The organism is Methylomonas stagni, from assembly GCF_050154735.1.
GTDB lineage: Bacteria > Pseudomonadota > Gammaproteobacteria > Methylococcales > Methylomonadaceae > Methylomonas > Methylomonas koyamae_A.
On record NZ_CP189557.1, the window covers coordinates 2,754,005 to 2,779,492 of the forward strand.

At 58.8% G+C, this 25,488-nt stretch carries 22 protein-coding genes and 2 pseudogenes; 11 read left to right on the forward strand and 13 right to left on the reverse strand.

Annotated features, from left to right (window positions below; translation table 11 throughout):
* The first annotated feature begins 9 nt into the window (after window positions 1-9).
* From ACP4CD_RS12730 to ACP4CD_RS12740, 3 genes are all read left to right on the forward strand, one after another.
* Window positions 10-1,602, forward strand: a complete 1,593-nt coding sequence (locus tag ACP4CD_RS12730; RefSeq protein WP_071155278.1) for a phospholipase D-like domain-containing protein — start codon at window positions 10-12, stop codon at window positions 1,600-1,602.
* A 66-nt stretch (window positions 1,603-1,668) separates the two neighbouring features.
* Window positions 1,669-1,911 carry a FitA-like ribbon-helix-helix domain-containing protein gene (locus ACP4CD_RS12735; protein ID WP_064031166.1) on the forward strand — a complete coding sequence of 81 codons (243 nt, stop codon included), beginning with the start codon at window positions 1,669-1,671 and terminating at the stop codon, window positions 1,909-1,911.
* Complete coding sequence (locus ACP4CD_RS12740) at window positions 1,908-2,309, forward strand: type II toxin-antitoxin system VapC family toxin (RefSeq protein WP_071155280.1); 402 nt, start codon at window positions 1,908-1,910, stop codon at window positions 2,307-2,309. The genes ACP4CD_RS12735 and ACP4CD_RS12740 overlap by 4 nt, the downstream gene beginning before the upstream one ends.
* A 55-nt stretch (window positions 2,310-2,364) precedes the next feature.
* Here ACP4CD_RS12740 and ACP4CD_RS12745 read toward each other — a convergent pair whose 3' ends face one another.
* From ACP4CD_RS12745 to ACP4CD_RS12785, 9 genes and pseudogenes are all read right to left on the reverse strand, one after another.
* Complete coding sequence (locus tag ACP4CD_RS12745) at window positions 2,365-3,822, reverse strand: SUMF1/EgtB/PvdO family nonheme iron enzyme (RefSeq protein WP_426994681.1); 1,458 nt, start codon at window positions 3,820-3,822, stop codon at window positions 2,365-2,367.
* Window positions 3,822-4,769, reverse strand: coding sequence for a hypothetical protein (locus tag ACP4CD_RS12750; RefSeq protein ID WP_139306100.1), 948 nt, complete (start codon window positions 4,767-4,769; stop codon window positions 3,822-3,824). The genes ACP4CD_RS12745 and ACP4CD_RS12750 overlap by 1 nt, the downstream gene beginning before the upstream one ends.
* 108 nt (window positions 4,770-4,877) lie before the next feature.
* The gene (locus ACP4CD_RS12755) at window positions 4,878-5,411 is read right to left on the reverse strand and encodes a hypothetical protein (protein ID WP_426991189.1); all 534 of its coding nucleotides are present in this window, start codon (window positions 5,409-5,411) and stop codon (window positions 4,878-4,880) included.
* A 197-nt stretch (window positions 5,412-5,608) separates the two neighbouring features.
* A pseudogene (locus tag ACP4CD_RS12760) lies at window positions 5,609-6,963 on the reverse strand (IS1182 family transposase).
* Between the two features lie 77 nt (window positions 6,964-7,040).
* A complete protein-coding gene (locus tag ACP4CD_RS12765; RefSeq protein WP_426991190.1) occupies window positions 7,041-7,235 on the reverse strand; it encodes a hypothetical protein in 195 nt (64 codons plus the stop codon).
* Between the two features lie 179 nt (window positions 7,236-7,414).
* Complete coding sequence (locus ACP4CD_RS12770; RefSeq protein WP_426991191.1) at window positions 7,415-8,074, reverse strand: ABC transporter ATP-binding protein; 660 nt, start codon at window positions 8,072-8,074, stop codon at window positions 7,415-7,417.
* Window positions 8,071-9,207, reverse strand: a complete 1,137-nt coding sequence (locus ACP4CD_RS12775; protein ID WP_313728985.1) for an efflux RND transporter periplasmic adaptor subunit — start codon at window positions 9,205-9,207, stop codon at window positions 8,071-8,073. The genes ACP4CD_RS12770 and ACP4CD_RS12775 overlap by 4 nt, the downstream gene beginning before the upstream one ends.
* 88 nt (window positions 9,208-9,295) lie before the next feature.
* Window positions 9,296-10,912: a hypothetical protein gene (locus tag ACP4CD_RS12780; protein WP_426991192.1), complete on the reverse strand. Its 1,617-nt coding sequence runs from the start codon at window positions 10,910-10,912 to the stop codon at window positions 9,296-9,298.
* Between the two features lie 28 nt (window positions 10,913-10,940).
* The gene (locus ACP4CD_RS12785; RefSeq protein ID WP_064031177.1) at window positions 10,941-12,476 is read right to left on the reverse strand and encodes a DUF1175 family protein; all 1,536 of its coding nucleotides are present in this window, start codon (window positions 12,474-12,476) and stop codon (window positions 10,941-10,943) included.
* Window positions 12,477-12,622: 146 nt separating this feature from the next.
* Here ACP4CD_RS12785 and ACP4CD_RS12790 point away from each other — a divergent pair, with 146 nt between their 5' ends.
* Both ACP4CD_RS12790 and ACP4CD_RS12795 read left to right on the forward strand, forming a co-directional pair.
* A complete protein-coding gene (locus tag ACP4CD_RS12790; protein WP_064031174.1) occupies window positions 12,623-13,282 on the forward strand; it encodes a response regulator in 660 nt (219 codons plus the stop codon).
* The gene (locus ACP4CD_RS12795) at window positions 13,282-14,679 is read left to right on the forward strand and encodes an ATP-binding protein (RefSeq protein ID WP_426991193.1); all 1,398 of its coding nucleotides are present in this window, start codon (window positions 13,282-13,284) and stop codon (window positions 14,677-14,679) included. The genes ACP4CD_RS12790 and ACP4CD_RS12795 overlap by 1 nt, the downstream gene beginning before the upstream one ends.
* A 187-nt stretch (window positions 14,680-14,866) precedes the next feature.
* Here the strand turns inward: ACP4CD_RS12795 and ACP4CD_RS12800 are convergent, their stop codons facing one another.
* From ACP4CD_RS12800 to ACP4CD_RS12810, 3 genes and pseudogenes are all read right to left on the reverse strand, one after another.
* Window positions 14,867-15,358: a DUF4411 family protein gene (locus tag ACP4CD_RS12800; RefSeq protein ID WP_426991194.1), complete on the reverse strand. Its 492-nt coding sequence runs from the start codon at window positions 15,356-15,358 to the stop codon at window positions 14,867-14,869.
* On the reverse strand, window positions 15,355-16,497 hold the full coding sequence (locus tag ACP4CD_RS12805; protein ID WP_064031176.1) for a helix-turn-helix domain-containing protein: 1,143 nt from the start codon (window positions 16,495-16,497) through the stop codon (window positions 15,355-15,357). The genes ACP4CD_RS12800 and ACP4CD_RS12805 overlap by 4 nt, the downstream gene beginning before the upstream one ends.
* Window positions 16,498-16,781: 284 nt before the next feature.
* A pseudogene (locus ACP4CD_RS12810) lies at window positions 16,782-18,136 on the reverse strand (IS1182 family transposase).
* Window positions 18,137-18,445: 309 nt separating this feature from the next.
* Here ACP4CD_RS12810 and ACP4CD_RS12815 point away from each other — a divergent pair.
* From ACP4CD_RS12815 to ACP4CD_RS12830, 4 genes are all read left to right on the forward strand, one after another.
* A complete protein-coding gene (locus ACP4CD_RS12815; protein WP_426991195.1) occupies window positions 18,446-19,870 on the forward strand; it encodes a sialidase family protein in 1,425 nt (474 codons plus the stop codon).
* 24 nt (window positions 19,871-19,894) lie between these two features.
* Window positions 19,895-20,272 carry a copper resistance CopC family protein gene (locus tag ACP4CD_RS12820; protein WP_168031311.1) on the forward strand — a complete coding sequence of 126 codons (378 nt, stop codon included), beginning with the start codon at window positions 19,895-19,897 and terminating at the stop codon, window positions 20,270-20,272.
* A gap of 15 nt (window positions 20,273-20,287) precedes the next feature.
* Window positions 20,288-22,072, forward strand: a complete 1,785-nt coding sequence (locus ACP4CD_RS12825) for a HupE/UreJ family protein (RefSeq protein WP_426991197.1) — start codon at window positions 20,288-20,290, stop codon at window positions 22,070-22,072.
* Window positions 22,073-22,230: 158 nt separating this feature from the next.
* Window positions 22,231-23,439: an HD-GYP domain-containing protein gene (locus ACP4CD_RS12830; protein WP_426991198.1), complete on the forward strand. Its 1,209-nt coding sequence runs from the start codon at window positions 22,231-22,233 to the stop codon at window positions 23,437-23,439.
* Window positions 23,440-23,507: 68 nt separating this feature from the next.
* On the opposite strand, the gene sodB is transcribed toward ACP4CD_RS12830, so the two are convergent.
* Complete coding sequence (sodB, locus tag ACP4CD_RS12835) at window positions 23,508-24,089, reverse strand: superoxide dismutase [Fe] (RefSeq protein ID WP_064025524.1); 582 nt, start codon at window positions 24,087-24,089, stop codon at window positions 23,508-23,510.
* A 123-nt stretch (window positions 24,090-24,212) separates the two neighbouring features.
* On the opposite strand from sodB, the gene ACP4CD_RS12840 reads away from it, so the two are divergent.
* Window positions 24,213-24,686 carry a CYTH domain-containing protein gene (locus ACP4CD_RS12840; protein WP_064025526.1) on the forward strand — a complete coding sequence of 158 codons (474 nt, stop codon included), beginning with the start codon at window positions 24,213-24,215 and terminating at the stop codon, window positions 24,684-24,686.
* 81 nt (window positions 24,687-24,767) lie between these two features.
* Window positions 24,768-25,436 carry a tetratricopeptide repeat protein gene (locus ACP4CD_RS12845; RefSeq protein WP_426991200.1) on the forward strand — a complete coding sequence of 223 codons (669 nt, stop codon included), beginning with the start codon at window positions 24,768-24,770 and terminating at the stop codon, window positions 25,434-25,436.
* Window positions 25,437-25,488: the final 52 nt, after the last annotated feature.

Sequence of the window (25,488 nt, forward strand, 5' to 3'; positions counted from 1 at the left end):
CAATCACAGATGCAAGCAGCAGAACATTACGCTAGGCCGGTGTTCGGCAAACTGGGCGGTTACTTTCCGCGCGGCAACGATTTTCGGGAAAGCTTCGACATCCGCTGGGGCAAGCTCGATTTCGAGATGAATCACGGCGTCGCGGCCAATTTGAAAGTGATTTTGCGCGTGTACCGGGCCGAGATTTGCGAGACTTATATCGTCGATACCGACGCCTACGACATCGAATGGAACCGCCATAAACGCAGCACCCGCGACTTCTACGTGCTGCCCTACTCGCGCCAGTTCGGCAAGATTCACTGCATCAAGTTTGCGTTCATCGTCCATCTCGGCGAACATTCAATCGCCTCCCGCCAGGAATACATCTTCATGGACGGCCAGCAACCCAGCGATCCCGAACCGCAGCATCGCCACATCGGCGACCATTGGGCGACGCCCAACCATTATCGTGCCCACGAACTCGATCCCAAACAGTTACAAAGCGACGCCGACTGGTACGCCCAACGTTTCGACACACTCAATCTGACGCCGAAATTCACCAAGGGGCAACAGCACCACCCCTACCATCCCAAGCGCTACATCCACGACCACATCGACAAGACCATCGCCGCCAAGCATCATCAGCCGCGGCGGCTTTGCACGATCAAGGTCAGCGTCGATTGCATCGACGACCACGACTTCATCAATCACCTGATCCACGCCAGCCGCCAGGGCGTGCTGGTGCAATGCGTCGTCGATTGGCGCAAGATGACGCTGACCAACAGCGACAACTACGCGCGCCTGAAACGGGCCGGCATCGAATTGGTCGGGGTGTTCTGCACCCCCAAGCATCATCTGATCGAAGTCGAGCCGGACATGCACACCAAGTTCGTGATCTTCAACGACGAGGACTGCATCCTTGGCTCGTTCAACATCACCTTCGACCGCTGGTGGGCCAACTGGGAATCGGGGATGAGCTTTCATTCGCAGGGCGTGTGCCGGCTGCTGGACAACATCTTCCAAAGCCAGCGCGGCGGCGTCATCCAAAAATACGGCATCGACCCGCTCAGCCCGTTCAATCTGCTGTACACCTTCGGCCGGCAAACCATGGCCAACGGCAAGGTCTACCGGCCGCATCACGCGATACTCGCCGAAATCCACCGCGCCCGCCGCTCGATCAAAGTCTGTCTGTTTCTGATCGGCGACCTGCTCGGCGACCACCACGACAGCGTGGTGTCGGCGCTGATCCAGGCCCGCGATCGCGGCGTGGACGTGCAACTGTTGCTGAACGGTCATCTGGCCCGCCAAGGCAAGATCGGCGTCGAGCGGCCAATGCGCGACGAACTGGCCCGCCCGCTGTTGCCGGCCGTGCAACGCCTGAAGGACGCCGGCATCCGGGTCGGCTTGGTGTACGGCCAGGACGATCTACCGGTGCCCTACTCGCCGATACACAGCAAATACTGCGTCATCGACGACTACATCGTCATCGACGGCAGCTTCAACTGGTACAACACCTCGGTGTTCTCCCACGACCTGCTGGTGGTCGCCGCCAACCGCGACGTAGCCCAACCGTATTTGTTCGAATTCGAACAGATACAGAGGTTGTTCAGGGTGTTTTATTGACCGGGTGCTTGACAGGTGTTGATGAGGTTCCATAATGGAACCCATTTGATTTTCCAGGTGAGCATCATGGCAACCTTGACCCTAAAAAACATCCCCGACGATTTATACGAACAGCTCAAAACCGCCGCCAAATTGCACCATCGCAGCATTAACAGCGAAGTCATTTACTGCGTGGAGCGAGTCATCGATCCGCATCGGCTCAGTGTCGATCAGCATCTCGCTCAAGCCCGGCAATTGCGAGAGAAAACCACACACTACCTGTTAACCGACCAGGACATCGATCAGGCTAAATCCGCCGGCCGGCCATGATCGTTGTCGATACCAACACGATTGCCTACCTGTATCTGAACAGTGAAAAATCCGCGCAAGCCGAACGCCTGTTACAGCACGAACCGCATTGGCTGGCGCCCACTCTGTGGAAAAGCGAATTTCGCAACGTCCTGGCCCTGTATCTGCGCAAAAACCTGCTGACCTTGGACGACGCCTTGCGCATCGTTCGCCAGGCTGAAACCTTGCTGCAGCAAAACGAATACGAAGTCTCATCCGCCCAGGTTTTGCAATTAGTGGCCGGCAGCGATTGCTCGGCTTACGATTGCGAATTCGTGGCGCTGGCCAAATTGCGGCATATTCCGCTGATTACCGCCGACCGCAAAGTACTGCAGGCGTTTCCGGGGATTGCCCGGTCGATTGAGGATTTTCTGGGATAAGGACGCCGGAAAAAATCGCGCGAGAGCAAAGGGTAAAAGCACAAAGGGCCAAGGGTTAGTCCTGGGCAAGACGGAAGCCGAGGTTGAAGTCCCGGTTGACCGGATTGTACCCGCCGCGGTAGGCCGAGCGGAGGTCCACCGGTCCGTTATCCCAGGAACCGCCGCGGATCGCCCGCAGGCCTGCGCTGGAGCAACGTTTCTCGCTGCCATCATAGCCGTTCTTGGTGTTGTAGGCGCTGCAAGTCCATTCCCAGACGTTGCCACTGATGTCGTATAGCCCGAAACCGTTGGGGAGAAATTGGCCGCGCGGTGCGGTGTAGACATAACCATCTCGACAGTTGGCTATCGTCCAATCTTTAAAAGTCTGCCGCGCGGCCTGGTCGGCCACGTTGCCAAACCGGCAGGCATCGTCCACGGCGTTGCCCCACGGATAAGTCGTGCTGGCGCCGGCACGCGCCGCATATTCCCACTCGGCCTCGGTCGGCAAACGGTAAGTGAATCCGGTTTGCTGATTTAACCAGCGGATGTAAGCCTGAGCGTCGTCATGGCTGACGCACACCACCGGATGATCGCCGCTTTGCTCGAAACTCGGAGGATTGCGCCAACTGCTGCCGGCTTTAATCACCAATTGCTTGCCGTCCCAGATACCGCACTCGCCGCTTACATGGCCCGTCGCCTCGACAAACGCCTCGAACTCAGCCCGGCTGACTTCGTATTTCGCCAATCGGAAAGCGTCAACATGAACCTTGTGTCTAGGTTTTTCGTCTTTATCAGCATTCGGCTCGTTGTCGGCGGAGCCCATCCAGAAATCCCCGGCCGGGATATTGACCATATCGGGGCAGAGGCGGCAGGGTTCGGGGCTGGTGGCCGGCATAGTAACTGGCAAATGCGCACTACTGCCAACGACGACACCCCAATTTTCCAAAGTGGTTTTGACGATGCTGATCGGCACGGCTTTGCCGAAAGTCTTTTCACCGGACTGTTTCATCACGACGCCTGCCACTTGGCGGTTATACAGCACTGGACCGCCGGAGTTGCCCTCCTCGATAATCGCCGACATTGTCATATCCTTGTTATTAGGCGTGCCGACTTGACCTACTACCGGCATCCAAGCGCCGCCGCCCAGCGGAAAACCGATCAACACAATAGACTCGTCGGGGCGGACGTTATCGGCTGCTAACGGCAGCGCAACCAGTCCGGAAGGCAGGTTCCCGTTGATTTTGACCAAGGCCAAGCCGCGTGGGTCGCCGCCTTCCAAGTGGATCACTTGCCCTCGCAGCGGATCGTTTTGGCGTTGATATAAAGTCAAGGCAGGATTTTGTTCGCCTTCCACTACATGGGAGGCCGTCACGACGTAAGCGTTGTTACCGTCGATTTGCACGACAAATCCGGTACCAATCCGGCCGTCCGTGGTGGTCACTTTAACGATGCCGGCCCTTAAGGCATCGTAGTTTTCCGCCCACGCTGAACCTGCGATTAACCAACCGACCCACACCAGCCAAACCCAGCGCATCACGATTTACTCTCCTCTTTGTGTAATTTGTAGGCACCCAGCGCCAGGCTGGCTACCCAGACTACGATGGCGAAAATAATCTTCGCCAAATCGTTGGCCCATAAGGCTTCCAAAGCGTTGATGCGATAATCGTCCCGGCCTAGCTTTAGTTCGGCGGCGCTGCCCGTGATCGTCAGCATCCAGCCATCGCCTTTTTCGTTCAAATGCAGTCCGCTCAGTTGCAGCGGATTGTCACGGTCTGATTGTATTTCACAGTTACTGGGTGCGGGTAAGGTTAGTTCCTTACGTTCCGGAAAATCCGGATAACGCAGTTTCAGCTCGCCGCGCAAGCTACACACGGCCGCGCCGTCGCGAGTTTGTTCTTTAAAAGCCAACTGACCGACCGGCAATGCGTGCGGCAGCAATAAGACCGTTTCCGCACGAACGGTTAGGGTTCCGCCGGCTTTAACGCCCAGCTCGAAAGGCTGGCTGGGAGGCGAGTTGAGTTGTAAATTCAAGTCGTCCAGCCGGGGTTTATCCAGGGCAGTTCGGTGCAGATGGTGTCCTTGGATTTGGCTTTGGCCGATTGGCACGATCAACAGGGTTTGCGGCTTATCCAGCCAGCGTAGCGTAAATTGCCGATTCCCGATGGCTTCCAAGCGTAGTTCGGTTTCTGGGGCTAGTTTAACTTCACTAAGCCATCCGGCCGTGGTGATATGCAGTTCGGCGAGTGGCGATTCGGCTCCCAGCCAATTCCGCATTTCACTGGTGGCGCTAACTGGCTGACTGTTTTCGCTAAGCGACCAATCACCCGGCACACCCAGTTTCTGCAAGCCCTGAATATCTAACGCGGCAAACTTTAACGCGCCATTCCATAACATACTCGTCGCGTCGGCTGCCGGGCTGAACTGGACTGACTGAGCTTGCGCCTGAATCGCTACCTGAGTGGAAATGGGCCAAAATGCCAAGACCAACGCGATTGAGCCAAAGACAACACTGGGTACTACAATCCAGGCTAAGACAATCCGGTTTTTCCTGGAAAGCCAGCCGACCAAAGCGTTTTTAGGCATCGGCGATCAGAGTGGTTTGGCTGGGTGGAAAAACCTAACCGACTGATAGACGGGAGAATTACTGGCAAGGTCGTAACCGGTCAATTCAACTTGATAATCGCCCGAGGCCAGTTTATTGGCAGGCACCACCACCTCGAAAACGCCGGTTTTATTACCCAGTTCCTTGGGGAATACCGTTTGGCCGTCAGCCAGCGACTTGACCTTTAGCTTGACTTTGGCATTGGCGCGTAATTTGTAGGTAAAAACGTAAGCGGACAATTCGTTTGGCGGCTGATTTTGATACAAAATCGCCGGGGCAATGCGGTCCGGCGCCGCACTATCGACGCTTGGGCAGTCTTGCAGCCGCACCAACACACCTAAATCGGTTACTTTGAGTTGCAAGGGTTTGATGACAGTCGCGGTCGGCCAGGAGAAGGTATTGAATTCACCGGGTTGCCAGGATTGTTGAACTTGGTCCAGCCAATAAAACTTGCGGTTGTCCTTTTCCCTGGCGACCAAACAGACCGGGGTATTTTCCTGCAAATAAAAGCGCGCCTGCATGTGGTCGGCAAGGCTGCCGGCGGGTTCTTGGTAATCGGCTAGGAGCCTGTCGGACTTAACTTACCGGCACTTCTGTTGTCATCCAGCTCAGCGAAGACGGCGGTCGAAGGAAGGATTTGCCACTGGTTAGGCGAGCGTTTTGGCGTTGGATTCCGATAACGCCAATCGAGCCTTTTGCTGGCCAATCGTTTCGACCATTAGACGACCCTCGCCAAGATATGCATCCGTTTCAAGTTGAAGGCCATGGCCACCAGTTTCCACTCACCGGTGACCGCATCCAGACCGCGTAAGGAGAATTGGCGAAAGCCGAGTACCTGTTTGATGATCCCGAACACGGGTTCCACCGTGCATTTGCGCTTGGCATAACGGGCTTTGCCTTCGCGGGTTTTCAAGTACCAAGCCATCTTTTCCAGCGGATCGTCGCCAGTCGGTTCCGGCGCATCCGGGGCTAAACGTTCCGCCAACGGCCGATGATGACTGTCACGGCCCATGGCGATTAAAGGTTCGATCCGGTTTCGTTCGCAAGCCTGGACGTTGGCGGCACTGAAGTAGCCGGTGTCCGCCAGTAGGGCTTCGGCTTGGCCCAAGGCGTCGGGCAGTTTTTTCAGTTCGGCCAGCATCGGCTCAACTTGTTGTTTGTCGTTGGTCTGCTGCGTGACCGTGGTGGCCACGATCAGCATCGTATCGACATCGACGGCGGCCTGACTGTTGTAGCCTTGCACAAAGCCTTCGTGACTCGGCAGGATGCGCGATTCCTCGTCGGTCAGGTTGATTTGATCGTCGGGCTTGGGGCCGGCTACCGGCGCCTTGGGTTCCGGGCCTCGCGGCTTTTGGCCAGCTTGCCGCTGGGCTTCCCGGCGGGACACCTTGTCCTCGTATGCCTGTTCGGCTTGCGCGTCGCGCGGTTTGGCCCGCTCGGCGATCTTGGCTTTCGCTTCACGCAAGGCTTTCAGCCGGTCTTCCCGCCGCGCCAATTCGTCCGGCAGATCAAGGCCGTCCCGGTCGTCCACCGCGTCGGTTTCGTCGGCCTTTTGCAGTAAGGCCTGAACTTCGTCTCGTAGCTGTGCTTCGAGCTTTTCGATATGGCTGTGGGACAAGGCCTTGTGCTTGGAGGCATTCGCTTTGAGCTTGGTGCCGTCCAACGCGATTTGCCCCAGCTTCACCAACTTCATCGCTTGCGCCAGACTCAGCACTTGGACGAACAGGTCTTCCAACTCGACCAGGAACGTCTTGCGGAAGTGAGCCAGGGTATCGTGATCGGGATGGGTATCACCAGACAAGAAACGAAACGCCACCGAATCGTAGGTGGCTCGTTCGATCTTCCGGCTGGAAAACACGCCGGTGGCGTACCCATAGACCAGCAGTGCCAATAATATCGCCGGATGGTGCGCCGCCGAACCCCGACCTTGATAGCGGCTCGTCAACCGGCTTAAATCCAACTGCTCGATGACTTCGACGACAAAACGCGCCAAGTGATCCTCCGGCAACCATTCGTCCACCGAGGGGGTAATAGATAGATTTGATGGCGGTTGACAGGAATGAATCGACTCATCAAGGGCTCTCCCGGTTGCTGGTTCTTTCTATACCACCTATTTTATCTAACCAAGTTACCGAATGGACTATTGGCTTTTAAGTCCGACAGGCTCCTAGCACTGAAATCAGCTCGATGCCGACACTGGTCACCGGTTTGTCGCGCCGACCTTCGGCATAGTGGCCGCGCTTTTGGTAGCCAAGGTCGGCGTCGGCCAACGAGGTGGGTTGGTGGAACAGCACGCACACGAATAGGATTGCCCTGATCTCTAATGAATTCACGCTGATTTGCATGCGCCTGCCCCCCCTGTAAAACGTTGTGATTATTGTTAGACGACTTTTAAACGAGAAATCGGAACGTTGTCAATGCATTAGAACACTGTTAGCAGCCTGATTCATCCGGCGGTGAACCGGAAGTGCCGCCAGTCCGGACAAGGCCTGATGTATTGGAAATTTGCCACGCGCCATCGAACTCAAACCAACGCCCCATCCACTATCCTGACTTGCCTTCCGGCCCGCGCGCCCAGATTGGGATCGTGGGTGATGACGACCAGCGTGACACCCTGCCGGTTCAGGTTTTCCAGCAGTTCGACTATTTCCAGGCCGGACTGGCTGTCCAGGTTGCCGGTCGGCTCGTCGGCCAACAGGATGGCCGGGCGCATGATCATGGCCCTGGCGATGGCGATGCGCTGCAACTGGCCGCCGGACAGTTGGTTGGGGCGATGTTCGGCGCGGTCGGCCAAGCTCACCGAGGCCAGCGCCTCGCCGACCCGTTCCCGGCGCTGCTTGGCCGGAATGCCTGCCAGGATCATCGGCATTTCGACATTTTCGGCGGCGGTCAGGCGCGGGATCAGATGAAAAAACTGAAATACGAAGCCGATGTTATCGCGCCGGGTTCGCGCCAGTTCGTCATCGCTGAGTTGGGTGACATCCCGGCCGTTCAGCCAGTAGCGGCCGGCGCTGGGCTGATCCAGCAGGGCAATAATGTTCAGCAAGGTCGATTTGCCAGAGCCGGACGGCCCCATCACCGACAAGTAATCGCCGCGCGCCACGTGCAAATCGATGCCGCGCAAGGCTTGCACGGTTTGTTCGCCGACCTGAAATTGCCGGCCAATGCCGCTCAGCCGTATCACTCGACGACCTTGACCCGCGCGCCGGCCTTAACGCCTTCCTTGCCGAGCGACACGACTACTCGCTCGCCGGCTTGCAGGCCATCCAGCACTTCGGTATAGCTCCAGTTGGACAAACCGGGTTTGAAGCCGCGCTCGCGCAAGATGCCGTCGGCATCTATCGTCAACACCCGGTTATTTTCCAGAATGGCTTCGGCCGGCAGGCGTAGCGCGCTTTCCTTACGGTTCAGCAACACCTCGATATCGGCGCTGTAACCGGGCATCAGTTCGGCCAGATCTTTCGGGTCTTTCATGGTGACTTCGACTTCGACGGTGCGGGCCTGCTTTTCCTTTTCCAACACATAGGGCGCGATGCGGCTGACCACGCCCGAGCAGCGCTTGTCCGGAAAAGCGTCCAACGACACGCAGGCGGTCATGCCGGTCTTCAGCGCGGCGGCATCGACCTCGTCGATCGGCGCCGACACGATCAAACAACTCAAGTCCAGCAAATCGATCGGCGGCAAGGTTGGAATGCCCGGCGGCGACGGCGTGACGAACTCGCCGAGTTCGGCGTTGACTTCGGCGACGGTGCCGTCGAACGGCGCTTTGACCAAGGTGCGTTGGATGGCGGCCTCGGCGACGCCGAGCTGGGCTTGCGCCACATCGACCGCCCGTTGCGCGGCCTTGCAGCCGGCCCGCTGGGCTTTGCCGCCGGTCACCGATTTGTCGACTTGTTCCTCGGAAACAATTTGGTCGCGCCGCCCCAAGCGGCTGATCCGGGCCGCTTCGCGCTCGGCGCCGCCGGCCAGTTGGCAGGCTTGCTCGGCGGCGGCAAGGTTGGCAGCGATTTGGGCCTGCTGCAACGCGGCCTGGGCGTGCAAATCCTGGTTCCAGACTTCCAGCAATACCTGGCCTTGCCGAACCTTATCGCCTTCCCGCACGTGCAGCTTGGCGACCTGACCGCCGGTGGCCGGCGCCAGATAGGCGCGCCGGCAGGCCTTGACCGTGCCGACCCGAGTGTTGGCGACCGTGGCGCGCACCTCGCCCTCGGCCAATGTATAGACTTCGACATCGATCGGCGCCGGCTTGCGGTTGGCCAGCCAAATCGCGCCAGCCACGGCCAGCAAGGTCGCGGCGATCGGAATTTTGTATTTCATGTTTAAGAACCGCTGGGAAATAGCCGTCTAGCCTACCTCGGCACCAGCTATTTGCCCAGCGCCGAGACCGATCAGCCGAGCTGGCGGCTCATTGGGCCAGCAAACGCCCGGCCAGGCGGGCGCCGGTGGTATCGGCGCGCCCGGCGTAGCTGAAAATGGGCAACCCGGCGAACAGTTTTTCGCCGTCGCGGCGCATCGCGGCCTTGGCGTTGGTGTAATCCTGCTGCCAGCGCGGCGCGAATTCGTTGCTGTCCTGGGCGGTCTCGCCGGCACCGCCGGCCAGAAACAGTTCGCGAAGGCCGGCGCCGGGATTGACGAAGGCCGCCAGTTGCGCGGCTTGCCAGCGCGACTTTTCGGCGCCGCGCTGCCAATCCAACGGACTGAGCGATTGCCGGGCGCAAGCGTCCTTCATCCGCGTCAACAGGCTTTCCGAGCTGGCGGCCAAAAACAGACTACCGCCGGCGCATTCGGCGCCGAGATCGGGATTTTTCAGATATTGGACGTAGGCGGCGCTGGCTTGCGGTTGGCCCGGATTGGCGACAATCACGCCGACCGCGCCGGCCGGACTATCGGCATTGAAGTCCCAGATCAGCGCGATGCCGGCCGGCTCGGGACTTGGCGGCGCCGTTGCCGGCCCGTCGGTCGCCAAGCCGCGCCAGTCGTCCAGCGTCCAGGTCGGCGGCAGCGCCAAGCTGGCGGCGACACCAGCAAAAGCGTCGTGCGGCATGCTGGCCAGCACGCCTTCGAACAATTGGCCGTGCAAGCGGGTTTGCCAAAGCGCCGGCGGCAATTGCAGCACGCCGAGTTCGCCTTCGGTCAGCGCGAAATCCCAACGCAACGGATATTCGGCCGCGCCGACGAACACCGGCAGCAAATGCCCGACGAAGGCTTCGGCGCGCAGGGTTAGGCTCAACGGCGCGGCGCCGGCTTGGGTTTGCGGCGCGACGCTATCGATCACGTTCAGAAGAGCTTCCAAGCCTTGCGCGAGATACACCCTGCCCTGATATTCGGTAAAAAACAGCTTTTGTGGGCCAATCCGGGTTTCCAAGATAGGCTGGGGCAACTTGCCGACCCGATAGCCGCTGGCCGCCAACAAGCCGGCCAGCGCCGGCATGGCCCGGTCGCTGTAACGGCTGGCGCTACGCCGATAACTCAGCACCCAGCCCTGGCTGGCGTGAGCCATGTCGTAATGCAATTCGGCGTCGGCGCCGAGCGCGTCGCGTAGCAGTTGTTGCAGAAACTCGCCTTGCAAGCCATCCAGATTGAGTTGCTCGGCCCGCACCTTCAAGCTTTGCAGCAATCCGAAAAACAAGCCGTGCACGAAGCGGTCGTCGGCCAAGGCTTGCAGTCGCGGCTGGCGGTCCCACCAATTCAAGAAGGCCGCGCCGTTGTTGAAATGCAGGCTTAGCGCCACCGGATGTTTCTTGACGTACCAAGCGGCCCGACGCGGACAATCGCCGGCGCGCGGCACGCTGGCATCGACGGCGGTCGCCGAGGCGATATCGCCGCCGCTCAAGGCCGGACAGCGTTCGTCGCCTTCCGGCGCCGGCTCGCCGTTGGCCACCCGCGAGCCCTCGGCCGCCAACACGTTGCCTTCGGCGTCGGTCAATTGCACGGCCAAATCCAGCATCGGCAGTCCGGCCCTGGTCAATTGCCCCAGCGGTTTCTCGGTCAACTGCCGATAAGCGACGACGCCGGCCGTCACGACCAGGGCGCGGCGGCGGCCATCGCGGTCAGGCGTTTTGCGGGCGTAAGCGGTTCCATTCGTACACTCCTAGAAAATACGGATTCTCCGGCCGGGGTATCCAGACCGGATCGGGCGATTCCAACAATTCGGCGATTCTGACCACCCGCACCTGCCCGTCGGCACCCAGGGCACCGTTATGGTAGACGGCCAGATTCTCGGCGCGGCCGGCGGCAAACAGCATCAAATGATAGGGCTCGTCGTTAATCAAGGGCTTTTGATAGACCAGTAAATCGCCGTTTCGCGCCGCCGCCAGGTCGCGGGATTTCAGCCGGAAGTTGTAGCCGATCAACGTCTCGGCGTCGGCGAAATGGCCGTAGCGCGGCAAACCGTTCCCGATGCCGGTTTGCCAGATTTGCGGATAAGCCGGCAGCGCCTGCCTGGCCTGCTCCGATACCGGCGGTAAATTCAGCTTGGCCGGCACGCCCAATTTGGCGGTGCGAGCGGCGTCGCGCGGTTCCAGCGCGGTGCGGTAGGCAAAGCGCACCAGGCCGGCGCAATCGCGTTGCTTGGTTTCCCACAGCGGACTGAGTTTGCGGGCTTGCAGCAGGGCCACGTCGGTAACGACCTGGCGCAGCGCCTGTTCGTCTTGCGGCGGCAGGAAACCCAGCTCCGCGCCGCCACTGTCCTCGCCTTCGCGTTTGGGGTCATGCTTGATGTAGTCGCGCACCTCGGCGGGCATGTCGCGTTCGGCATCCTGGCCGGGCACGTAGATTTTCGCCGGCCGGCGATTGCCCTGAATCACCACGTAGGCCAGGGTTTGGGTTTCGCCGGGCCGGGCCAGCGGTTTTTGCACCCGGCGCCGGCTTTCGCTGGGCAGGCCTTCGTCGAGAATAATGTCCAAATTCGCCAGGGTATGCTGCACCGCACCGCCCGGCCAGTAATTGGTGTCGATGCGGAACACCCCGACCGGCGGGGCCGGATGCACATACAGATAAGGCCCGTAACCGGCCTGGTCGAAATTGTCGCCGTTTTGATTCAGAAAGAAGATGCCGCCACTGGTCGAGTTGGTATCAGCCCAGTAAACGTGGGTATTGTCGGGCTCGTAAATATGCAAATCGGTGTAAACGCCGTCGCTGTCGCTGGTCAGCACCACTTTCAACGGAATCGGCGCGATCACCGCGTCCACCGTCGTCGAGGCTTTAGCAACGCCGGCGGCGTTGGCGCATTCGGCGATCACGGTGTTCTTGCCCTTGGCGGCCGGGAAGGCACGGGCGAAACCGCCGTTGACGTTGCGCACGTAGTAGCGCACGCCGTTGATGTTGACCACCACCGGGTCGGCGGCCGGATCGGAACAAGTGCCTTCCACCTTAATCTGCAAGCCGCTGGTCCAACCGCCGGCCGGTTGGCTCAACGTCAGCGTCGGCGGCTGGCTGGCATCGGTCGGCAAGGGCCGTTGCTGGCCGCGCCGGGCCAGAATGTCGGAATCGTCGCTGGGCGTGGCTTGCGCGGCGGCGGCAAACGCCAGCGCTAGCCATGGCGTCCCCCAGCGGCGCCGGCCTTTGAACCTAGAAATGTGCCGCATATTAGCCTCCGGCCGGAATTGATCTAAACGTTCGAAATGTAGCAACGATTCGGTCTAACGGCAAATCCAAGCTTGAGACCGGCAAATCCGCCGTTGCAATTCCTTGCTACAATGCCGGCCGAATTGTGCAACCGGTTGGGAACATCATGCGCTTATTATTGGTGGAAGACGATGCAATTTTGGGCGACGGTATCAAAGCCGGGCTGACGCTGGAAGGCTACGCCGTCGATTGGCTGACCGACGGTGCCCAGGCCGACGAAGCCTTGAAATTGAACCGCTACGACTTGGTGGTCCTCGACCTGAACCTGCCGCGTATGGACGGCATGACCGTGCTGAAGAATCTGCGCCGGCGCAAGGACAGCACGCCGGTGCTGCTGTTGACCGCCCGCGACGGCGTGGCCGAGCGGGTGGCCGGACTGGACAACGGCGCGGACGACTACGTCGCCAAGCCCTTCGATCTGGCCGAAATCTGCGCCCGGTTGCGCGCCCTCGCCCGCCGCCACGAAGGCCACGCCCAACCGCTGATCGAGCACAAGGGCGTGACGATAGACCCGGCCGCCCATCAGGTGTATTACCTGGACAAGCCGGTGGACTTGTCGCAAAAGGAATTCGAAGTGCTCAGCTATTTACTCGGTCATCTCGGCCAGGTGATTTCCCGCGCCCGCCTGGAAGAAGCGCTGTACGCCTGGGGCTCGGAAGTCGAGAGCAACGCGGTCGAAGTTCACATTCACCATCTGCGTAAAAAGCTGGACGCTGGCCTGATCCGCACGATACGCGGCGTCGGTTACATCGTCGATCACGACTGATGACCAAACCCTGGCGGCTGGCGCCGCGCTCGCTGAAAAAGCAACTGCTGTTCTCGCTGCTGTCGGCCCTGTTGCTGGGTTGGAGCGTCAGCGCCTATCTGAATTACCAACGCACCCGCGACGAAATCGCCGAATTGTTCAACGCCGAGCTGGCGCAATCGGCGCGGGTGGTGCAGGCCTTTGTCGACAACATGCTGCGGCTGCGCGCGTTGACCAAACTGTGGGAGCGCGAGAAAACCCCGGAATTGTTCGACACCCCTATCCTCGGCCACAAATACGAACGCAAGATTGCCTTCCAACTGCGTTCGATCAAGGACGGTCTGGTATTGCGCTCGGAAAGCGCGCCGGAATTCGCGCTGTCGCTGACCCGCAACGGCTACAGCGAAACGGTACTGGACGGCCAGCTCTGGCACGTGTTCAGTTTGAGCAGCGAGAACGGCGATTACGTGATCCACGTCGGCCAGCGCGACGACATCCGCCGGCAACTGGTCGAAAGCATCGCCGGCCAGCAAATCATCGGCGTGCTGATTGCTCTGCCGGTACTGGGCTTGGTGATTTGGCTGATCGTCAGCCGCACCTTGCGGCCGATCAACCGGCTGAAGGACGAACTGGCCAGCCGCGAGGCCGACTTCCTGCAACCGCTGGCCTTGGACGCCTTGCCCGAGGAAATGCTGCCGGTGGTCAATCAGCTCAACGCCTTGCTGGCGATGCTGGAACAGGCCTTCGTCAACGAACGCAATTTCACCTCCGATGCTTCGCACGAACTGCGCACGCCGTTGGCCGGCCTGCAAACCCAACTGCAAGTGGCGCAAAAAGCTGTCGATCCGGCCATGCGCGACCAAGCCATCGCCAAGGCGCAACAGGCCGTGCTGCGGATGACGCATTTGGTTCAGCAATTGTTGACGCTGGCGCGGGTGCAACACCATAACGCCGGGATCGATTTGCAAAGCGTGGACATTCATCAAGTGCTGGCCGACACGCTGGCCGATCTGGAACCGTTGGCCCGCGCCAAGCAAATCGATCTGGAATTGCGCGGCGACGCCAAATTGGCGGTCGCGGCCAATCCGCAATTGTTGCAAATCCTGCTGCGCAATCTGCTGGACAACGCCATCAAATACACCCCGGCCGGCGGCGCGGTGCTGGCGTCCTGCCGGCTCGAAGCCGGCCGAGTCGCGGTCTGCGTCGACGACACCGGCCCCGGCGTCGCCGACGCCGAACTGGCGCGCCTGACCCAGCGTTTCTACCGCTGCGTCGAAACCGCCCAATCCGCCGAAGGCAGCGGCCTGGGCCTGTCCATCGCCCAACGCATCGTCGCGCTGCACAGCGCCGACATCGACTTCGGCCGCTCGCCGCTGGGCGGCTTGCAGGCGCGGTTAATACTGAATCGGATCGTTTAAGGTATTCCGGACAACTAGGCTATTCGTTGACCTCAATCCTGGGCGGGCCGGATCGAACACCGCGAACGACTAACCGGCAATCGCCGTGCTTTCCGGTTTGTAGCGATAGTGGTGATTGACGGGGAGTGATCGTTAATGGCTATCGTTTGAGCCAAAAAGGTACGCGGTGCGTACCCTTGGCTGGAATTTAGCGTTCCAAAACGAACCGAGCATTCAGTTCCCGCAGAAACTGAAACGTGTCCAGGCACGGCACACCGAATTGGCGGCAAATGTTGGGAACTTTGACTTTCTTGGTATTGGGTGCCAGCAACGCTTCGTGGGTGACTACTGTCGCGCCGAGGGTTTTGGCTTTAGCGATGAGCCAGGGATCGGCTTTGGCTAAGAAGTTGTCGCGGTTACCCGAATTATAGTCGCCGGCTGCGACACTTTGGACAATTTCGGAAAACACCGCCTGGGTTTCGGTGTCGTCGTTGTCGATGAAATGTTCTGGGCGGGCCTTGGCCCAAGCAGCCAGTTCGTCGTCACCGTCTTTGAGTTCCTTGCCTATCATCTGAACACTGGCGACCAAACCCAATTGAAACTTATGATCCAACCAATCCCAATAAGCCGGGCAGATGTCCATGCCGTAATAGAAATTCTTGGCTTGAATGTAGGTGTTTGAGTCCAGAAGATATTTCAAACGCCCAACTCCTTGGCAAAAGTGGCGATTTTGTCGGGTTTGATGCCGCCCAACAACTGGCTGGCTTCACGGAGTAACAATTGGCCGCTGAGAGCCTCGCTAACGACCGCACGGGAAAAACGCTGGCTAATTTGGGCTTTTTTGGTGCGGTAATAACCGGGGCCACCACCTTCGTCGTTCCGATCTTGATACGCCGCTTGCTGAGCGTTGATGTAACGCTGGTATTCGTCCGGCGTGATGAAATTTAGCGTCAGCGCGCGACGCGCCAATGCCCAGGTGCTGACGTGAAAATGCGTTTCCAAAGTCGGTAAATTAGACTGCCAATTTTTCTGACCCTGCTGCCATAGGGGTTGAAATTCAGTAGCCGGGACTAAAAACTCGGCGGCGACGGCGTTACAAAGAACCTCTTCTTCTCGGTGGGTTTGCGTGCTAGCGTCGGAAATGCCGGACTGGCCGATCCAGATATGGCACAGTTCGTGGACCAGGGTAAACAGCCGTGCACCCAAGGCATCGGCTTGGTTGACGAATATGATCGGCGCATAGCCGTCAGCGATTGCAAAACCGCGAAACTCTTCGACACGTAACGGCCGCGTGTAGTGGCCTACATCGCTTTGGCGCATCACTAAAACCCCAACAGACTCGATACGGTTAACCAAATCGCGGTAATAGTCTTCCCAACTGCCGCGTTGCGGATGAATGCCGACACCAAGTGCGGTGCGCATGTCGTGGACGATGGTGGTTACCCCATCTTTGACGGCAAAGCGGCCAACGATAGGATTTGGACCGACAAAATGTTGTTGCAGGTAATCTTTGTACCATTCCTGGCGCTGTTGCATCAGCTTGATAAGGTCGAGCAATTCGGCGCTGAATTTGCGGTTTGCTTGGCCTTCGACGGTTCTTAAATCGGGAATCGGCAATTCGTCGATTGGCGGTTGGACCAGAAACAAATAGCCGAACGGGATATGTGCTTTTTCAGCGTAAGTCATAGCCTGCTTGAAAGTCAAAGGCCGATGGCCGGATTCCCATTCGCTGAGCCTGTCTGGGCTGACACCGCATTTCCGCGCAAATTCAGGCACGGCAATGCCGGAGCGCTCGCGCGCCCAGGTCAGCATGGTCGTGTTGATGTTGGCGGTGGTCATAGGCCTATTTTTTCTTCTAAAAATTAGGTTATTAAAACATTTCTAACAAATTGTCGACACCGCATATCGCGATTCGTTTTGTATGGATGTCGCTTACCGAAACGGCGAGATCGGTAGGCGTGATTCTAGGAGCCTGTCGGACTTAACTTACCAGCACTTCTGTTGTCATCCAGCTCAGCGAAGACGGCGGTCGAAGGAAGGATTTGCCACTGGTTAGGCGAGCGTTTTGGCGTTGGATTCCGATAACGCCAATCGAGCCTTTTGCTGGCCAATCGTTTCGACCATTAGACGACCCTCGCCAAGATATGCATCCGTTTCAAGTTGAAGGCCATGGCCACCAGTTTCCACTCACCGGTGACCGCATCCAGACCGCGTAAGGAGAATTGGCGAAAGCCGAGTACCTGTTTGATGATCCCGAACACGGGTTCCACCGTGCATTTGCGCTTGGCATAACGGGCTTTGCCTTCGCGGGTTTTCAAGTACCAAGCCATCTTTTCCAGCGGATCGTCGCCAGTCGGTTCCGGCGCATCCGGGGCTAAACGTTCCGCCAACGGCCGATGATGACTGTCACGGCCCATGGCGATTAAAGGTTCGATCCGGTTTCGTTCGCAAGCCTGGACGTTGGCGGCACTGAAGTAGCCGGTGTCCGCCAGTAGGGCTTCGGCTTGGCCCAAGGCGTCGGGCAGTTTTTTCAGTTCGGCCAGCATCGGCTCAACTTGTTGTTTGTCGTTGGTCTGCTGCGTGACCGTGGTGGCCACGATCAGCATCGTATCGACATCGACGGCGGCCTGACTGTTGTAGCCTTGCACAAAGCCTTCGTGACTCGGCAGGATGCGCGATTCCTCGTCGGTCAGGTTGATTTGATCGTCGGGCTTGGGGCCGGCTACCGGCGCCTTGGGTTCCGGGCCTCGCGGCTTTTGGCCAGCTTGCCGCTGGGCTTCCCGGCGGGACACCTTGTCCTCGTATGCCTGTTCGGCTTGCGCGTCGCGCGGTTTGGCCCGCTCGGCGATCTTGGCTTTCGCTTCACGCAAGGCTTTCAGCCGGTCTTCCCGCCGCGCCAATTCGTCCGGCAGATCAAGGCCGTCCCGGTCGTCCACCGCGTCGGTTTCGTCGGCCTTTTGCAGTAAGGCCTGAACTTCGTCTCGTAGCTGTGCTTCGAGCTTTTCGATATGGCTGTGGGACAAGGCCTTGTGCTTGGAGGCATTCGCTTTGAGCTTGGTGCCGTCCAACGCGATTTGCCCCAGCTTCACCAACTTCATCGCTTGCGCCAGACTCAGCACTTGGACGAACAGGTCTTCCAACTCGACCAGGAACGTCTTGCGGAAGTGAGCCAGGGTATCGTGATCGGGATGGGTATCACCAGACAAGAAACGAAACGCCACCGAATCGTAGGTGGCCCGTTCGATCTTCCGGCTGGAAAACACGCCGGTGGCGTACCCATAGACCAGCAGTGCCAATAATATCGCCGGATGGTGCGCCGCCGAACCCCGACCTTGATAGCGGCTCGTCAACCGGCTTAAATCCAACTGCTCGATGACTTCGACGACAAAACGCGCCAAGTGATCCTCCGGCAACCATTCGTCCACCGAGGGGGTAATAGATAGACTTGATGGCGGTTAACAGGAATGAATCGACTCATCAAGGGCTCTCCCGGTTGCTGGTTCTTTCTATACCACCTATTTTATCTAACCAAGTTACCGAATGGACTATTGGCTTTTAAGTCCGACAGGCTCCTAGGCAATAGTTTCTACCTTAGTAGAAGCGCGGGCGGGGAAGTCGGAAATTTCAAAAAAGTGAGCGGCCATGCGGTCGGATCGTTTTTAAAATGACCAGCCTGCCCCGCGTCGAGCGGCTTGGAAGCGCGATATGCTGCTGCATCTGGATTTCGCGGCAAACCGAATCATCGTCAGACCTGCCTCATCTATCCCGCTAGTGCTGCAGCGAAGTCATGCGAAAACTTCCCCGGTTGTACAGTCTAAAAGACGATTGGGCGGCTATCCCTTCCTCGGTGGACATTGTCTCGGTCGAAACCCGCAAAAGCGCCGCCCGACCCCATCCCCGCTCTTCGGATATTCAGCTTTGCCCGCCAATGTGGTCTAATCAGCGCCCCATTCAATTTCCGGAAGTACCACCGATGCCGCTCGGCCGATTGTTCCGCACCGCCGCCCTGTTGAGCGCCGCCGTCTTGACGGCCTGCGACAACGCGTCCGAGCGCGATGCCGGCGGTGCCGCGAACGTGATAGGCGCGGCGCCGGAACCGGTGCAAATCGTCGATTTCGCGGCATTAGGCTTGCAGGGGCTGCGAAGTTTCGACGTGCAGGCCAACGGCGCTAAAGTGCATGCGGCGTTTATCGCCGACGGCGGCGATCCGCGCCAGCCCTACATCGGTTATCTGCATTCGGAAGACGGCGGCCGGCATTGGTCTGCGCCGGTGGCGCTGGCCGGGCAATTTCAGCAGCCGGTGGAATCGAAAACCGGCAACGATATTCAAGTGGCCGCCAGCGGCGACAATGTAGTTCTGGTTTGGCAAGTCAGCGGCGAGATTCCAGGCATGGGCCCGCTGTTCGTGGCACGTTCGGCCGACGGCGGCCAAAGCTGGCAAGCCGGCGCCAACCCGACCGGCAGCGACATCGACCAATCCCACCACGATCTGGCGACCGACGCGGCCGGTCGTTTTCATCTGGTCTGGCTGGACGACCGCGACGAAAACGGTTATCAGGGCCTGCGCTACGCCCGCTCCGACGACGCCGGCTTGCATTGGCAAGCCGCGCAAAGCGTGGACGACAGCAGTTGTTCGTGTTGCTGGAACCGGATCGCGGCGGCGCCGGACGGTAAGATCGACATTCTGTACCGCGACATGGAGCCGCGCGACATGGCGCTGGCGCAATCCACCGATGCCGGCATCAGCTGGCAACGCAGTGCCGCGGTCGGCGGCTTCGGCTGGAAATTCGACGGTTGCCCGCACAACGGCGGCAGCCTGGCCTACGCCGACGACGCCAGCCGGCACGCGCTGGTGTGGACCGGCGCGGACCAACAAGTCGGCCTGTATCATTTGCAATCGACCGACGGCGGCACGAGTTGGAGCGCACCGCATCGGCTGGGCGACGGCATGAGTCCGTTCCACGCCGATCTGGCCGTCGGCGCGGAGCGCTTGCTCGCGGTTTGGGACGCGCTGGGACCGGCGGGCTCGAAAGTGTATCTGGCCGAGTCCGCCGACCACGGCGCGAGTTGGACGCAGGGCAGCTTGCTGTCGGCGCCGGCCGCCTCGGCCGGTTTTCCGCGGATCGTCGCAACCGGCCAGGGCTGGCTGGCATTGTGGTACGAGCAACAACCGGGTTCCGCCAAACAATGGCGGGCCGCGTTGATTCATTAGATTTTTGTCATTCGAGAGGTAGTCATGCCCAAGTCGCACATTACAACAATAATAAAGGCCGGCCTGGTGGCGACGGCACTGTTGAGCCCGTTGTCGGCGCTCGCGCACGCCATCCTGGTGAAGTCGCAACCGGCCAAGGACGAGGAAGTCAAGGAAGCGCCGAAACAAGTGGATTTGTGGTTCAACGATCCGGTCCGTAGCGAATACAAAGCCTTGGCGGTCATCGACGCCGCCGGCAAGCGCGTCGATAATCACGACGTCGAACAAAGCCTGACCGACGGCTCCCATATTCACGCCACGGTCGCCAACTTGGCGCCGGGCAAGTACACCGTGCGCTATCGGGTGGTGTCGGAAGATACGCACATCGTCACCGGCAAATTCGATTTCACCGTGAAACCTTAATTCCCAGGCAAGCCCATGACCCGTTTTTCCTTTTCCTTGACAGCCGCGCTGCTGGCCGCGCTGCCGCTATTGAGCGGCTGCGACAAACTCGGCTTCGGCGCCAAACAATCCAACGCCTTGGGCAACCGCCCCGATCTGGATTGCATCATCGCCAACGACTTTTACGCGGTGCATTTCAGTGCTTACATCCAGCCGGAAAAAACCGATAACGCCGCCGACGCCAAAGCCGCCTTCGTGCCGTTTTGTCAGCAAATCCCCCGCGCCGGCAAGATGTTTTTCACCGCCGATTTGATCGACCGCGACATCCGCGCTACCCCGATCGGCGTGAAACTGGTTGAAGTCGAAAAGACCGGCCAACAGCCGCCGAACGATATCCGCGAGATCCGTACCGTCGCCGAGTTTCCGGCCAAACTCTATCCGCGCGGCGCCGTCGAGGCACAGGCCGATGTCGATAAAACCGGCGACTACGTGCTGTACTTTTTAATCGGCGATGCGATCGAGGAAGACGACAAATTTCGGGTGCCGCTGGAAGTCGGCGTGGCACCGGCCGGCGCCCAACCGCCGCTGGTGCTGATCGGCGGGAGCGTTGGCGGATTATTGTTGGCCGGATTTGGCGTGTGGTTTTTCTACGCAAGCGCAAACCGAGCCCGCCATCCGAAGGCCAGGAGAATTAACGCGATGCGTCAGCTAAACCTATGTTTTCAGCCGGCATGGCTGGTTCGCACCCTACTAGTCTGCTGGCTGTTGACGCAATCCGCCTGGGTTGCCGCCCACCCGCCGGGTTTAAGTTCGGTCGACGTCGTGGTCAAACCCGACGGCGTCATCGCCAAGGTGACGTTCGCGCTACAAGACATCGAGGCCTTCTCGCCGATGGACAGCGATCTGGACGCCGAAGTCAGCGACGCCGAGCGCGAGGCGGCCAAACCCGCCGTCGCCAAATTATTGGCCGATCAATTTCGACTTCTGGACGGCAATGCCGTGCTGGCGCCCAGCGAACCGGGCCGGGTCGATTACGACGAGCAAAACAACGCCCACGTCGAGTTCCATTTCGGACCGCTAAGCTCGGGCCGACTGACGCTGCAATCCGCGTTTCTGGCTTCGCTGCCGGACGGTCATCAGCAATACCTGACGGTCAAGGACGGCAACGGCAAAACCTTGGCGGAAAAAATGTTGGGTAAAAACGACGCCAGCCTGAGCGTCGAGTTGACGGCCGGCGCGGCGCAAGCCGGCGGTGGCGCTTGGCTGACGGCCTTCACCGACTTTTTTAAGCTGGGCGTCGAACACATTCTGACCGGTTACGATCACTTGCTGTTTTTGTTTGCATTGCTGGCGGTCACCCACAATTTCTGGCCGGCGCTGAAAATCATCACCTTCTTCACGATCGCCCATTCGATCACGTTAGCGCTGGCCGGCTTGAACTTGGTCGAGCTGCCGAGCAGCTTCGTCGAACCCTTCATCGCCGCGACGATTATTTATGTCAGCGCCGAGAATCTGATACGCGGCGACCATCCCAAGGGCCGCGAGTGGCTCACTTTCGGCTTCGGCCTCGTTCACGGCTTCGGTTTTGCCAGCGTGTTGCGGGAAATGGAGATTTCCAGCAGCGATACCGGCATCTTGTTGCCGCTGCTGTCGTTCAACCTAGGCATCGAGACCGGCCAGATCGCGGTCGCCGCGATCGTGTTACCGATCATCTGGTGGTTGAATAATCAAATCGCGATCGCCGACAGATTTTTGAAAAGCTGTTCGGCGGCGGTGTGCATGATGGGCGCTTACTGGTTGTTGGAACGTACGGTTTTATAGCGCCGAAAGGGACGGCGAGCAGACGCGGCGCCCGCCGTCGTCCCCGGACACTTCGGCCGGTTTTCCAGGTTGACGGCCAAGCCGAATACGCCGCAAACTAGGCGATCGCGCGGGCGCCTGGATTGGGCCTTCGCCCATCGGACAGGAGCTTAAGCCCAGTGATTAAGAAAATCGAGGTCGGCGATCTGCGGCCTGGCATGTACGTCCACGATTTGAACCGCGACTGGTCCGAGCATCCGTTCTTGCGCAACCGGTTTAAGCTGGCGTCGGCGCAAGATGTCGAAAAAATCGCCGATTTGGGCTTGCGTTACGTCTACATCGACACCGACAAAGGCGACGACTTGGCGCCAAGTGGCGACTTGAACCAATTCACGCCGGCTCAGACCAGCGAAATCCATCGCAGCGCCGCTATCGAGCCTATCGTGGCGGCGGTGCCGATCGCCGAAGAACTGCGCCAAGCCCGCCACGTCTACCACGAAGCCCATTCCATAGTGCGCGACATGTTACAGGATTGCCGATTGGGCAAGCAGGTGGCGCTGGAACAAGCCCGCCCAGTGGTCACGGCGATTACCGAGTCGATTTTCCGCAATCCGGATGCCTTGATCAGCTTGTTGCGCTTGAAGCGCGCCGATCAATACACGTTCCAACATTCGGTCGCGGTCGGCACATTGCTCATCAGTTTTTGCCGGGCGCTGAACATCGAGCGGGCCGAAATCGAATTGGCAGGCATGGGCGGACTGTTACACGACATCGGCAAGATGCGGATTCCACAGGAGCTGCTGAACAAAGCCGGCAAATTGACGAGCGCCGAATTCGAAATCGTCAAGGGCCATGTCGAAGCCGGCCGCGGTCTATTGGAAAATACTTTCGGCATCTCGCCGATATCGATCAGCGTCGCGGCCGAACACCACGAGCGTTACGACGGCAGCGGCTACCCGCTGGGCTTGATCGGCGAGCAAATCAGCCGCTTCGGTCAGATGGCGGCCATCGTCGACGTATACGACGCTTTGACTTCGAACCGGGTCTACCACAACGGCACCGAACCGACCGCCGTGCTGAAAACCTTGCTGGAGGGCGGCGGCAGCCATTTCAATACCCGTTTGGTGCACCAGTTCATCCGCACGGTCGGCATCTACCCGGTGGGCACCCTGGTCAAATTGGAGAGCGACGAGTTGGCCGTGGTAGTCGAGCAACATCGCGAAGACTTGCTGCATCCCAAGGTCAGGACCATATTCGATGCCAGACAACGGCGTTTTATCAAACCGCGCGACTACGATTTGGCGAAGCCGAGTTGTAACCGGCGGATATTAAGTTTTGAAATGCCGGGCCGGTGGCGGATAGAACCGACGGCTTATTTGCGGCAATAGCGGCGGAGGGCAAAAAAGGAGCGGAGCGAGCCGGCCTGTGAGGACACCGCCCGCCCCGCGTTTAGCGATTATGCGTCGTAGTTGGCGCTGGCGAATTCCCAGTTGACCAAGGCCCAGAACGCTTCCAGGTATTTAGGACGCAGGTTGCGGAAGTCGATGTAATAGGCGTGTTCCCAAACGTCGCAGGTCAGAATGGGAGTTTGACCGGCGGTCAACGGGCAACCGGCGTTACTGGTGCTGACCAGCTCCAAACTACCGTTGGCGTTTTTCACCAACCAAGCCCAGCCGGAACCGAAGGTGGTCACCGCGCATTTGGTGAACTCTTCCTTGAATTTGTCGAACGAGCCGAAGGTGCGGTCGATCGCGTTGGCCAAACCGCCGGTCGGCGCGCCGCCGCCGTTCGGCGACAGGCTGTTCCAATAGAAGGTGTGATTCCAAATTTGGGCCGCATTGTTGAAGATGCCGCCGGAGGATTTTTTGACGATTTCTTCCAGCGTCAGACCTTCGAACTCGGTACCGGGTACCAGATTGTTCAGATTGGTCACGTAGGTTTGGTGATGTTTGCCGTAGTGATACTCGATGGTTTCCACGGAAATATGCGGCGCCAAAGCGTCTTTTGCGTACGGTAATGCAGGTAATTCAAAAGCCATCTTCTTTCTCCAGAGTGATTGAACAGCAGCAACTTATTAGGCTCCGGAAGTACCTTCGCCTAATTACCCAGCATTATAATAAAGAATTATCACAGATCACCATCTAATCGCAGGGGAATAGGCATGGCGCTTGAGATTGAGCATAAATTTTTGTTGGCGAACGACGATTGGCGAGCCGAAGTCGAGCATTCGGTGTCCTACCGGCAAGGCTATTTGAGCGGCAGTCCGCTCAGTTCGGTGCGGGTACGCGTCTCGGACACTCAAGCCTGGCTAAACATCAAAAGCGCGACGATAGGCACCCATCGCCACGAATTCGAATACGAAATTCCGCTGGCCGACGCCAACACGCTATTGGATGAGTTGTGCCACAAACCGTTAGTCGAGAAAACCCGCCATTTCGTGCGCCGTAATCCGCACCTGTGGGAAATCGACGAATTCATCGGCGACAACCACGGGCTGATCGTCGCCGAAATCGAGTTGTCGCAAATTGGCGAATCCTTCGAAAAACCGGCGTGGCTAGGCCAGGAAGTCACCGATGATTTGCGCTATTACAACAACAATTTGTCGCAAAAACCGTTCAAGGATTGGGATAAATAACAATAATTTAACCAACACATTGAAATGGTGTTTGAAATGCACTATAGTCAATGTATGGTTAAAGCTACTGTTGTTGTTTTTTTGATACTTTTTTCCTCCGCCGCGTCCGCTTCGGAGCTTTCCAGCGTGATCGCCACCCTGGAAAGCAATTGGGCCAACGCGTATTACCAGCACGACGAAGACCGTCAGAAACTGGAATATCCGCTGTTGCTAGCGCAAGCCGCCGAATTGGCGGCGCGCTATCCGAATGCCGCCGAACCCAAGATTTGGCAAGCCACGATCATGGTCACCAACGCGGCCTTTCAATCCTCGCTGACAGCGCTGTCCACGCTGGATTCGGCGAAGGCGTTACTCGAAGAAGCGATTCGCATGAACCCCAACGCGCTGGACGGCGCCGCTTACGTCACGCTCGGCACCTTGTATTACATGGTACCCGGCTGGCCGGTATCGTTCGGCGACAACCAGAAAGCCGAGCAAATGTTGAAAACCAGCCTGAGCATCAACCCTAACGGCATTGATGCCAACTATTTTTACGCCGATTACCTGCTCGACCAAGACCGTACCGCCGAAGCAGTAAGCTTTCTGCAAAAGGCGATTCAGGCACCACTGCGCAAGCAGCCCTCGTTGGCGGACCTGCGCTTGCGCGACGCCGCCAAATCGGCCCTGACCCAAGCCGAGCAAGGCCGGCAAGCCGGCGGCAAAACCAAATACCAGTCGCTGTTTGCGGACGCCAACAACCAAACCCGCTAAATCCGGCTGAAAGCAAAGCCTGAGCATGTAGAATGGGCTAAGTTTTTCAGAA

Bases quoted from the DNA above. Each gene is read 5' to 3' on its own strand.
- ACP4CD_RS12815 (WP_426991195.1), top strand. From the start codon at position 18,446: ATGCGAAAACTTCCCCGGTTGTACAGTCTAAAAGACGATTGGGCGGCT.
- ACP4CD_RS12775 (WP_313728985.1), bottom strand. From the start codon at position 9,207: ATGAAATACAAAATTCCGATCGCCGCGACCTTGCTGGCCGTGGCTGGC.
- ACP4CD_RS12785 (WP_064031177.1), bottom strand. From the start codon at position 12,476: ATGCGGCACATTTCTAGGTTCAAAGGCCGGCGCCGCTGGGGGACGCCA.
- ACP4CD_RS12745 (WP_426994681.1), bottom strand. From the start codon at position 3,822: ATGCGCTGGGTTTGGCTGGTGTGGGTCGGTTGGTTAATCGCAGGTTCA.
- ACP4CD_RS12735 (WP_064031166.1), top strand. From the start codon at position 1,669: ATGGCAACCTTGACCCTAAAAAACATCCCCGACGATTTATACGAACAG.
- ACP4CD_RS12825 (WP_426991197.1), top strand. From the start codon at position 20,288: ATGACCCGTTTTTCCTTTTCCTTGACAGCCGCGCTGCTGGCCGCGCTG.
- sodB (WP_064025524.1), bottom strand. From the start codon at position 24,089: ATGGCTTTTGAATTACCTGCATTACCGTACGCAAAAGACGCTTTGGCG.
- ACP4CD_RS12805 (WP_064031176.1), bottom strand. From the start codon at position 16,497: ATGACCACCGCCAACATCAACACGACCATGCTGACCTGGGCGCGCGAG.
- ACP4CD_RS12790 (WP_064031174.1), top strand. From the start codon at position 12,623: ATGCGCTTATTATTGGTGGAAGACGATGCAATTTTGGGCGACGGTATC.
- ACP4CD_RS12730 (WP_071155278.1), top strand. From the start codon at position 10: ATGCAAGCAGCAGAACATTACGCTAGGCCGGTGTTCGGCAAACTGGGC.
- ACP4CD_RS12795 (WP_426991193.1), top strand. From the start codon at position 13,282: ATGACCAAACCCTGGCGGCTGGCGCCGCGCTCGCTGAAAAAGCAACTG.
- ACP4CD_RS12840 (WP_064025526.1), top strand. From the start codon at position 24,213: ATGGCGCTTGAGATTGAGCATAAATTTTTGTTGGCGAACGACGATTGG.
- ACP4CD_RS12820 (WP_168031311.1), top strand. From the start codon at position 19,895: ATGCCCAAGTCGCACATTACAACAATAATAAAGGCCGGCCTGGTGGCG.
- ACP4CD_RS12740 (WP_071155280.1), top strand. From the start codon at position 1,908: ATGATCGTTGTCGATACCAACACGATTGCCTACCTGTATCTGAACAGT.
- ACP4CD_RS12765 (WP_426991190.1), bottom strand. From the start codon at position 7,235: ATGCAAATCAGCGTGAATTCATTAGAGATCAGGGCAATCCTATTCGTG.
- ACP4CD_RS12755 (WP_426991189.1), bottom strand. From the start codon at position 5,411: ATGCAGGCGCGCTTTTATTTGCAGGAAAATACCCCGGTCTGTTTGGTC.